Genomic DNA, 8,525 nt, shown 5'->3' with positions numbered 1-8,525 from the left:
ACGGCACGGCGCAACGCAATTTCACCGACCCGGAGAGCCGCATCCTGAAGACCAAGGACGGTTACATCCAGGGCTACAACGCCCAGGCCGCGGTCGATGGTGCCCATCAGATCATCGTGGCGCAGACGCTGACCAGTTCCTGCAGCGATCAGGCGCAACTGGCGCCGTTGCTCGACGGGATCAAGGCCAATTTGGGGACCAATCCCGACGAAGTGTCGGCCGATGCCGGCTACTGCTCCGCCCCCAATCTTCGCACGATGAAGCGGCGGCGCATCGAGGGCTACATCGCCACCGGGACGCAGAAGCACGGCACCACGTCCGCCACCGCGAAAAAGGCTTCAAGAGCAGGATCGCTGATCGCCAGGATGAGCACCAAGCTCAAGCGCGCCGGGTACCGAAGTCGCTACCGCTTGCGTAAGCAGATCGTCGAATCCGTATTCGGACAGATCAAACAGGCAAGAGGGTTCAGCCAATTCCTGCTACGCGGCCTCGACGAAGTGAAGGCCGAATGGGCCCTGATCTGCACCGCACACAACCTCGTCAAGCTAGCGAGGGCCGCATGAGCGGCTATCATTAGGATAAAATCCCGGAGCTAACGGGACAGGCTCCTAGTGCTTCTATGCACATGGAACCATTGCTCGCCGGTGGATTTGTTCTTAGCACACTTGGCGTCGGCCGGCTCTGCTGGGTGGTTGCGCGGGCATCGTTGGCGCACCGCCTATTGGAATTGCTTCTGACGCACTGACGTCAGTCCTCGGCCGGGTCGGCGGCGGCTCGTGAAATGGACCCCCGAAAATCTGACCGATTGACTAATTCGATTTCGGGCCGCCGCGCCGCGACTGGTGCGACGCTTGTCGGCGCTCCTGTGAGCGCTCGCAGGATCCTTCTTGTCCTCGACTGCCTCGTCGCCGGCCATGGCTTGCTCGATGTCCTCGAGCGCCAGCTGCAATTGCTCAGGATCGAGCTTCTCCGAGCTGCGGCCGAACTGCGCGCGTTGCAGGTGGCGCAAGAGGTGCCGCAAGCGATCCATCTGCGATAGCGCGTCGTCGCGCTCTGCGATCGCAGCGTCGCATTTTGCGATCGCGCTGTCGCGCTCCGCACGCGCTGCCGTAACCAGCGCTCGCAACGCATCGATATCGGTCGGAAGCTGATCTGCGGTCTCGCTCACCCCCACTCAATCTGATTCGCGGGCCGTTGTGGAATACCGCCGCCGATTGATCCGCCGCCGATTGATTCATCCGCTGCAGGGCTCACGACGTTGCGGTCGGCGGCGCAACGTCGTGGGCATGCAGACGCGACCAATCCAGGCCGTCCATCAGCGCGAACAACTGCGCATGGTTCAGCCGCACCCGGGTCGGCGCAATCTTCGGCCAGCAGAACTTTGTTTCCTCAAGCGTCTTGTAACTCAGTTGGAAATGCAAGCGGTTCATCGGCCCCGTTGCAGCTTGTGACGGTGACCCATCCCTTTCATCCGCATTCCGGTCAGAGAGGTGCCTGCGTCGGGAGGCGTGGCAACCGAGCGGGCAAGCTGTTGCTGCTGCGCTTTGACGATGGCCGAATTTGCTCTGTTCCGCCGAAATGGACCGATACAGCAGGCCCCAATCACGAGGGTGTGGTGGGAGATGGGCGCGCCCTGTGCAGTCTCGCCGATCTACTGGCTCTCAGCGGCCTTGTAGAGCGCCTCATGTTGCAAGGCAGGTGCGTGAGGCCGAAAGGCTGTAAAGTAAATTTTGCCGGAAATGTAAGAGAAATAACGCCGCAAAGTCCATGGACGCTTCGCTGAATGTTGCTTGCAGACCAAACACACTATTAGGCGGCAGCGTGGTGCTTGACGATTTGGTCTTGTGCGGCATATTAAGACTTACGTTTGTTGAGTCGACCTTGGAGAGCGACGCAGGTGTCGGGCGGCGTCAAACACAAGCGATCGAAGGTCAGCGCTCTGGCCGCGGATGGGGCGCTCAATCCGGCTCCGGAGAAAGTCGGCGACCCGAAATTCCAGGAGAACGGCTTCTTCGATCCGCGAGACATCGTGCAAGTGAAGTACGAAATGCTGCGGCGTGTATCGGTCGACAAAATGTCGATAACGGAGGTGTCCGACGAATATGGCGTCTCTCGGCCAACTTTCTACCAGGCCAAAGCGGACTTCGAGGACGCGGGTCTGGCCGGTCTGGTGCCCAGGAAACGCGGACCGCGCGGGCCACACAAGATCCAAGGCGACGTACTGGCCTTCCTCAAGGCACAGGTGGAGCCCGGCGAACCCATTCGGGCGCGCGCACTGGCAAACCAGCTTCGGACCGAGTTCGGCCTCGATATCCACCCCAGAACAATCGAACGTGCGCTCGGCGTAAAAAAAACAGCGTGACCAATCGTGGCCCGGGACCGCATTGCACGATGTCGTCCAACGCCACCGAACAATACGAAATACTGCGCGCAGCCGCGCTCGGCGCCGTTTTGGCGCCGGAGGCGCGCAGCGGCCTTACCATCCTTCTACACCGCGGCATGTGGGCGTGGACGCGTGCGATTTTGCGTGAGCCTTGCCGGCGCCACCCATTGCCGTGCCGCTGAGGGCTGGTCTGCCCATCGCGGACGAAACTTCCGAGCGACACACAATCATCCGCTTGCTCGCCGCCATCGTGATGGCGACCTCTGAACGGAAAACAGCATGAACGAAAAGCTCAAGGTCCAATCGCATCATCTCGAGCGGAGCGCCTATCTCTACATCCGGCAGTCGTCGCTGCGACAGGTCATGGAGAACGTCGAAAGCACCAAGCGTCAATACGATCTTCGCGGTCGCGCGATCGGACTTGGATGGCGCGACGACCAGATCATCGTCATCGACAGCGACCAGGGTGAATCCGGCGCATCTGCGTCATGGCGCGAAGGCTTCCAGCACTTGGTGTCCGATGTCGGCATGGGGTGCGCGGGGATCGTCATGGGGCTGGAGGTATCCCGCCTCGCCAGAAACAATGCAGACTGGCACCGACTGCTAGAGATATGCGCCTTGGCTGACACGCTTATCCTCGATGAAGACGGTGTGTACGACCCGGCCAACTTCAATGACCGCCTGTTGCTCGGGCTCAAGGGCACGATGAGCGAAGCTGAACTGCATGTTATCAAGGCCCGATTACGCGGCGGCATCCTCAACAAGGTGCGTCGTGGTGAATATCGTTGCCCTCTTCCGACCGGCTTTATCTATGATGAGATTGGCGATGTCGTTCTCGATCCGGACGCTCAGATCCGGGAGATGATCTCCCACTTCTTCGAGACGTTCTCGCGGGTCGGGTCGGCTACGCAGACCGTCAAGACGTTCACCAGGGAACGTCTGCTCTTCCCCTCACGTCTGCGCAACGGCAAACAAGTGGTCTTCCAACAGCTGACCACATCGACCGCCATGCGCATGCTGCACAATCCTCGTTACGCGGGTGTCTATGCCTATGGCCAGCGCCTTTGCCGCCGGACCGTCGATGGAAAGAAACAGCTCCGCAAACGGGACCCCAAGGAATGGCTCGCCTGCATTCCGGACGCCCATCCCGGCTATATCAGCTGGGAGCAGTTCCAGCACAACCTCAAGGTACTCGAGGCCAATGGCCAAGGTTATCAAGCTGTCCGCGCTTCGCCACCGCGCGAAGGCGCGGCTTTACTGCAAGGGCGTGTCATATGCGGGCGTTGCGGCAGTCATATGAGCGCCCGTTACGCGGCCCGACGCGGCCAGGTGGACACCTGGTATGTCTGTCACCGCGCTTACGCCTCTCGCGGCGAACCCCACTGTCAGTCGATCGCAGGCTGGCCTGTCGACGAAGCGGTCGGAATGACGCCTGCCGCCGTGGAATTAGCATTGGAGATCCGAAAAGAGATCGAAGCGCGTCATGACGAAGCGGACAAACTCCGGCTCCGTGCCGTCGAACGCGCCCAGATCGATGCCGATCTTGCGCAGCGGCGGTTCATGCTGGTTGATCCGAACAACCGCCTGGTTGCCGACACTCTTGAACGCGAATGGAACGAAAAACTGCGCGTGCTGGCTGATGTGCGAGAAGAAAGAGAACGTGCTCAGTGCGAAGATCGGGGGACGCTCGACGATGCGATCCGGGATCGATTGATCGCCATGACGGCCGACTTCAAAACAGTCTGGTGTGATCGGACCTTGCCGAACCGCGAACGCAAGCGGCTCCTTGCCTATCTCCTCGAAGACGTCACCTTGCTCAAGTTCCCGGCCGAGGGAGAGACCCGGATCCACATCTGCTTCAAAGGCGGAAAGACCGAAACATTGACCACTCAGAACCCAAAATCCTCCGGACAACAGGTAAAGACCCGGCCCGAGGTGGTCGAACTGGTCGACAAGCTTCTCGACGATCATATCTGCGCCGAAATCGCTGACATCCTGAATGACCGAGGGATCCGCCCCGGCGGCTCAGCATGCCGTGCTAAAGCCGACGCGAAGTTCACTAATTTGCGGGTCATCTATCTTGTTAAACAATATGGTCTGCGCTCTCGCTATGACCGGCTGCGCGAACGGGGGATGCTGACAAAAGCGGAGGCCTGCGCCAAACGCGGCATCACCGAAAGTACCCTGGTCAGATGGGCGAAATACGGCATCGTGAAAAGACATGCCTACAATGGCTATATCGGCCTCTATGAACCGCCAGGACCGCACGTTCCGGCCAAGCAATGCAGCCGATGGAATCAGCTTGCCCACCGCGCTGAGATTATTCGTCAGCTCAACTCTTCAAAATGCACCGATCCCAAAGAAAGGGCTGTAGTATGAAGCCAATTAGTTCCACAGCAGCACAAGTCCGGACCCGTCCCAGGCCAAAATCTTCAAACGGTTCGCTCGCTTCGAACGGAAGACAAAAATCGTTCCCGCGAATGGATCATGGCGGAGTTGCTCGCGCACCAGCGCGGCGAGACCGTCAGCACCTTTGCGGAAGTCAACTGGCTGGGTCGCAACCATGACCTTCACGCCCGCCGGCGCCCCGATCATATTGCCGCCCTCACGGCCCGCAGCACATCGCACAGCCATGTCGGGTTAACCCCGGCCGCCGCGTGAACCACCGCACCGCCAATCTTGATGATGATCGTTGTCGAGCTCTGTGTTGCCGCTTCCGCGACCGTCCCTGCGGGGCGCCGCTCCGTCACCACCGGAACGAACAGGGCGTCCCGTCGGCCGGCAGGCTCAGCATGCCGGCGCGCGCCGCCTTGCGCCAAACGAACAGGTGTTGCGGCGAGATACAGTGCCGGCGCGCCACCTCGGACACGACCGCGCCCGGCGCATACGACTCTGCCACGATCCGCCCCTTGACCTCGTTGCTCCACCGCCGGCGATGTCCCGCACCGACCTGGATCTCCACCCGGCCCCGCGGCTCAGAAGCGTCAACTATATGCTCAACCATATATGCGAACCGAACTGTATGTGTTGGCTCGCATCTTGCCGATCAGCCCGAACTCCACAATGTGGGGTCAGAGCGCCGCTTACCTTGTTCCCGTTGAGATCACACCTGTAGCGGCTCCGATCTCGAGCGGCGCACCACACTGGGGTATTCACCGCCTGCGCAGCGTGCAAGGGCTGGAATCATCGAGATCGAGCTCGGGGGTGGCTGTCGTGTTCGCGTTGACCGTGACGTGGATGTTGAGGCGCAGCAGCAGGTTCTTGTGCTCTTGCGACGACGATGGTTCCGATTCCGAGCGGCGTCAGGGTCTGGATCGCCACTGGCCGGCAAGTTGATCTGGCCCTGGGTGTCGGACGGCGTGGTGTCGATCTGGGCGGCGCAGTGGCCTATATGCTGGAAGGGATCGACTGGCGGAATCAATAGCTAACTTGGGGACGCAGAAATCTGCAGTTGGAGCCATTTTGAGAAATCCCAACGCGCCCGATCTGTGATTCATTGGGTGGCATGGATGCCGACCGCGACGCTGCTTCTGATGACCTTGCCCCCCTGAAAGAGGGGCTGGCAGCCGAGCGTTTGGAGATCGCCACTGAACTCGCGATTGACCGTGCGAAAGCATCGCAAGACGAAGCGCTGATTGCCCAGCAAAGGCTGCGATCGCCAAGCTGAAGCAGCAGATTTACTGCCAACGGTCGGAACGTTCGGCGCGGCTGATCGAGCACTTGGCATTGGCACTCGAAGAGCTGGAAGCCGCCGCCACCGAGGACGAGCTTGCGGCCGCTCTTCGAGATCGAACGGTCCATCAATGGCAGGGGCCCGGAAGCGCGTCTTCAGGTGCGACAGGCGCTGAGCCGGCCTCTGGTCGAGGACCTTCAGGTCTACATGCGCGAACAGCTGGCCAAACTGTCTCGCGGTCATGGCATGGCCAAGGCGTTCAACTTCATCCTGAAGCGATGGGCGAGCTTCACGCTGTTCCTGGAAGATGGACGCATGTGTCTCTTTACGGATGGTGTTGAGAAGACCTTGCTGTCAGTTCGTGCAACCTTTTTTGTTTTTCCGTTCCAGGCAGACACCAAGCGTTCGTAGGCCTGCTCGACGCGTGTGACGTAACCAGCTTCCCGTTCGCGAATTTCCTCGATCCAATAGTCCCGGCCCGGGCCAGCCTTGCCGTAGGCACGGGGAGCCCCAGCTTTCAGAGCCACATTCCGGAGTTTCATCGCCGTGAACGCTGGCCGCCTAAGCGTAGTCCTTTCCGGTCGTCGGGACGTGCCAGATCATGACTGCGAGCTTGCGCGCCGTCGCGACGCCTGCGACCCTGGCCCCGTGCTTTTTCTGCGTGCGGTTGAAGAATGCTCGCAACGGAGCCGGCGCCGTCTTGGCTGACCACGCCGCCTCAACCAGCATCTTACGGGCAGGGCGTCACGGCTGCCCTGCTTCGAGATCCGGCCATGCCGTGCCGGGTGCTCGCCTGACTGCCGAACGCGCGGGGTCAAACCGAAATAGCTGCAGCGTGCGATGTCGCCAAAGAAGGCCAGTGCACTCGCTGCGACGACCGAACTCACGCCGGGGATCGTCAGCTGTCGGATTATCCTTCCGTCCTCCAGGATCGCCACCTGGGCGAACGATCGGTGGATTTCCATGCCGACGATTTTCATGCTTGATCCTCCTTTGTCTCAGGAGCCAGTGGCTTGCAGGACATCTACGGATCCGCGCTCGCAGCGCAGCCGGGCAAGTCGTAGGGGCGGCCAAGTAACAAAGCGAGCCCGCAGCTCATAGTCATGACGGCCTGCCACCGTTTCGTGCTCCAGCGCCCTATCCCGGCTTTGACAGACTAATCTGGACGACCAGTCCTCACCATCGGGTTTGAGGCGCCGAAAGCATCATGCCCCTTACCAATGCCGCCGAACGGAGCTTGCGAGGCATCGCTCTTAAACGGAAGTCCTGGCTGTTCTGCGGATCTGATCGCGGAGGGCGGCGCGCCGCAGCTATGTACAGCCTCATCGTCAGGGCGAGAATGAAACGGCGTCGACCCGCAGGAGTGGCTTAAGGATGTTCTCGCCCAGATCGCCGGGCATCCAGCGCATCGGCTGCGCGAACTGCTGCCTTGAAATTGGACGCCGGCATCAGGGATCTCGACTCGAGCGGCATAACCACCCACGTCAACAAAGTCCATCACGTCACCACAATCACTAAGATCACAAGGGACCTCGGTGAAGACTAAGACTGGCTGCGCGACATCGCCATAGAAATGGAAATCGAGCACGGCGTCATCTGGGATGGCGTCGGAGAAGACGGCATCGAAGCGTTCAGCGACTTCGGAATCGAAAACCTGATCCAGCTCATCAAGTTCTTCAAGGAGAACCCCAAACTGCTGAAGCGGTGATCCTGCGGCCTACGCCGCATGGTTACCAATCAGCCGGTCGCGATCGATGTTGTAATTTGCAATGTCGCGATTTTGCGACGCTCCAAGATTATACGCATCCGGGCCCGCACACACGCACGATTGCTGCGTTCAGCGGTATCTCCACGCAGAAATTATGCGACGGCGCGCTATCCATGGCCGCAATACGACCGACCAGCAAAGATAAAGTTCGAGCAATGCACGTCAACGCAGCGTAGGCCTCCAAGCAGGTGTCGTTCGTAGTATGACACATTTCACAGGGGGCATTGTCTTGAGGTTCGCTTTCATTCGTGTGCTGCAGTGCAGGTAGCCCATGCGCCAGTTGGGCCAGTTAGGATGTGAAGTGTCTCGCCTCAATTATTGGTTGCTGCGGCGCTAATCGGAAATCAATGTCAGCGCGCTAAAGCGAAAACGAGGACAGGAAGATTGCATGCTGAGAATTGGAGTGGATATCGGTGGCACCTTCACCGACTTCGCGATCTGGAAAGATGAAGGCGATGGGTATCGTCAAATCGACGGAGAGAAGATCCCGACCTCCCGTCCGCGTTTTGCGGAGTCGGTAATAGAGGGAATCATCCGCATAACCAGGCGGCACGAGCTCGGTCCGACGGATCCACTGCTGGTGGTGCATGGCACAACGGTCGGAACTAACGCGGTCATCGAGCTCTCGGAGAAGCCGGTCGCGCTAATCACAACCCGAGGCTATCGCGACATACTGAGCATCGCACGGCTTCGCCTTGACA

Annotated in this window: 10 protein-coding genes and 4 pseudogenes; 9 read left to right on the top strand and 5 right to left on the bottom strand. The window is 60.0% G+C overall.

Translation table 11 applies throughout. From position 1 onward, the window contains the following. The coding region (locus AOQ71_RS17305) for a transposase (protein ID WP_157083551.1) at positions 1 to 563 on the top strand (563 nt) is incomplete at its 5' end. Between the two features lie 266 nt (positions 564 to 829). Here the strand turns inward: AOQ71_RS17305 and AOQ71_RS17300 are convergent. Both AOQ71_RS17300 and tnpB (AOQ71_RS17295) read right to left on the bottom strand, forming a co-directional pair. Then, positions 830 to 1,168: pseudogene (locus tag AOQ71_RS17300) on the bottom strand (transposase domain-containing protein); the annotation flags it as partial. 82 nt (positions 1,169 to 1,250) lie between these two features. Then, the gene (gene tnpB, locus AOQ71_RS17295) at positions 1,251 to 1,430 is read right to left on the bottom strand and encodes an IS66 family insertion sequence element accessory protein TnpB (protein WP_057748346.1); all 180 of its coding nucleotides are present in this window, start codon (positions 1,428 to 1,430) and stop codon (positions 1,251 to 1,253) included. Positions 1,431 to 1,447: 17 nt separating this feature from the next. Here tnpB (AOQ71_RS17295) and AOQ71_RS50275 point away from each other — a divergent pair, with 17 nt between their 5' ends. The 3 genes from AOQ71_RS50275 to AOQ71_RS17285 all read left to right on the top strand — a co-directional run bounded on the left by AOQ71_RS50275 (position 1,448) and on the right by AOQ71_RS17285 (position 4,762). Continuing rightward, positions 1,448 to 1,783, top strand: coding sequence for a DUF5372 family protein (locus AOQ71_RS50275; RefSeq protein ID WP_430648629.1), 336 nt, complete (start codon positions 1,448 to 1,450; stop codon positions 1,781 to 1,783). A gap of 114 nt (positions 1,784 to 1,897) precedes the next feature. Next, a complete protein-coding gene (locus tag AOQ71_RS17290; RefSeq protein ID WP_057748343.1) occupies positions 1,898 to 2,362 on the top strand; it encodes a helix-turn-helix domain-containing protein in 465 nt (154 codons plus the stop codon). 300 nt (positions 2,363 to 2,662) lie between these two features. Continuing rightward, entirely contained in the window at positions 2,663 to 4,762 is a 2,100-nt protein-coding gene (locus tag AOQ71_RS17285) for a recombinase family protein (protein WP_057748340.1), read from the top strand. Between the two features lie 6 nt (positions 4,763 to 4,768). Here the strand turns inward: AOQ71_RS17285 and tnpB (AOQ71_RS17280) are convergent, their stop codons facing one another. Both tnpB (AOQ71_RS17280) and AOQ71_RS43370 read right to left on the bottom strand, forming a co-directional pair. Next, the gene (gene tnpB, locus AOQ71_RS17280; RefSeq protein ID WP_157083550.1) at positions 4,769 to 4,978 is read right to left on the bottom strand and encodes an IS66 family insertion sequence element accessory protein TnpB; all 210 of its coding nucleotides are present in this window, start codon (positions 4,976 to 4,978) and stop codon (positions 4,769 to 4,771) included. A gap of 151 nt (positions 4,979 to 5,129) precedes the next feature. Further along, a complete protein-coding gene (locus tag AOQ71_RS43370) occupies positions 5,130 to 5,345 on the bottom strand; it encodes a transposase (protein WP_162268372.1) in 216 nt (71 codons plus the stop codon). A gap of 543 nt (positions 5,346 to 5,888) precedes the next feature. Between AOQ71_RS43370 and AOQ71_RS50270 the strand changes: the two are divergent. Both AOQ71_RS50270 and AOQ71_RS47955 read left to right on the top strand, forming a co-directional pair. Continuing rightward, positions 5,889 to 6,160 (top strand): annotated as a pseudogene (locus tag AOQ71_RS50270) (IS66 family transposase); the annotation flags it as partial. A gap of 1 nt (position 6,161) precedes the next feature. After that, positions 6,162 to 6,416 (top strand): annotated as a pseudogene (locus AOQ71_RS47955) (IS66 family transposase); the annotation flags it as partial. Between the two features lie 239 nt (positions 6,417 to 6,655). On the opposite strand, the gene AOQ71_RS50265 reads toward AOQ71_RS47955, so the two are convergent. Beyond that, complete coding sequence (locus AOQ71_RS50265; protein WP_430648628.1) at positions 6,656 to 7,021, bottom strand: transposase; 366 nt, start codon at positions 7,019 to 7,021, stop codon at positions 6,656 to 6,658. A 254-nt stretch (positions 7,022 to 7,275) separates the two neighbouring features. Between AOQ71_RS50265 and AOQ71_RS43355 the strand changes: the two are divergent. From AOQ71_RS43355 to AOQ71_RS45960, 3 genes and pseudogenes are all read left to right on the top strand, one after another. Continuing rightward, positions 7,276 to 7,489: pseudogene (locus AOQ71_RS43355) on the top strand (transposase domain-containing protein); the annotation flags it as partial. Positions 7,490 to 7,629: 140 nt separating this feature from the next. Beyond that, positions 7,630 to 7,764, top strand: a complete 135-nt coding sequence (locus AOQ71_RS49930) for a hypothetical protein (RefSeq protein WP_347336698.1) — start codon at positions 7,630 to 7,632, stop codon at positions 7,762 to 7,764. Between the two features lie 448 nt (positions 7,765 to 8,212). Next, on the top strand, positions 8,213 to 8,525 hold a 313-nt coding region (locus AOQ71_RS45960; RefSeq protein ID WP_283809600.1), incomplete at its 3' end, for a hydantoinase/oxoprolinase N-terminal domain-containing protein.

It is taken from the genome of Bradyrhizobium manausense, from assembly GCF_001440035.1.
Taxonomy (GTDB): Bacteria; Pseudomonadota; Alphaproteobacteria; order Rhizobiales; family Xanthobacteraceae; genus Bradyrhizobium; species Bradyrhizobium manausense.
Note: the sequence above shows the minus strand (reverse complement) of the source record. Positions and strands in the feature narration are given on the sequence as shown.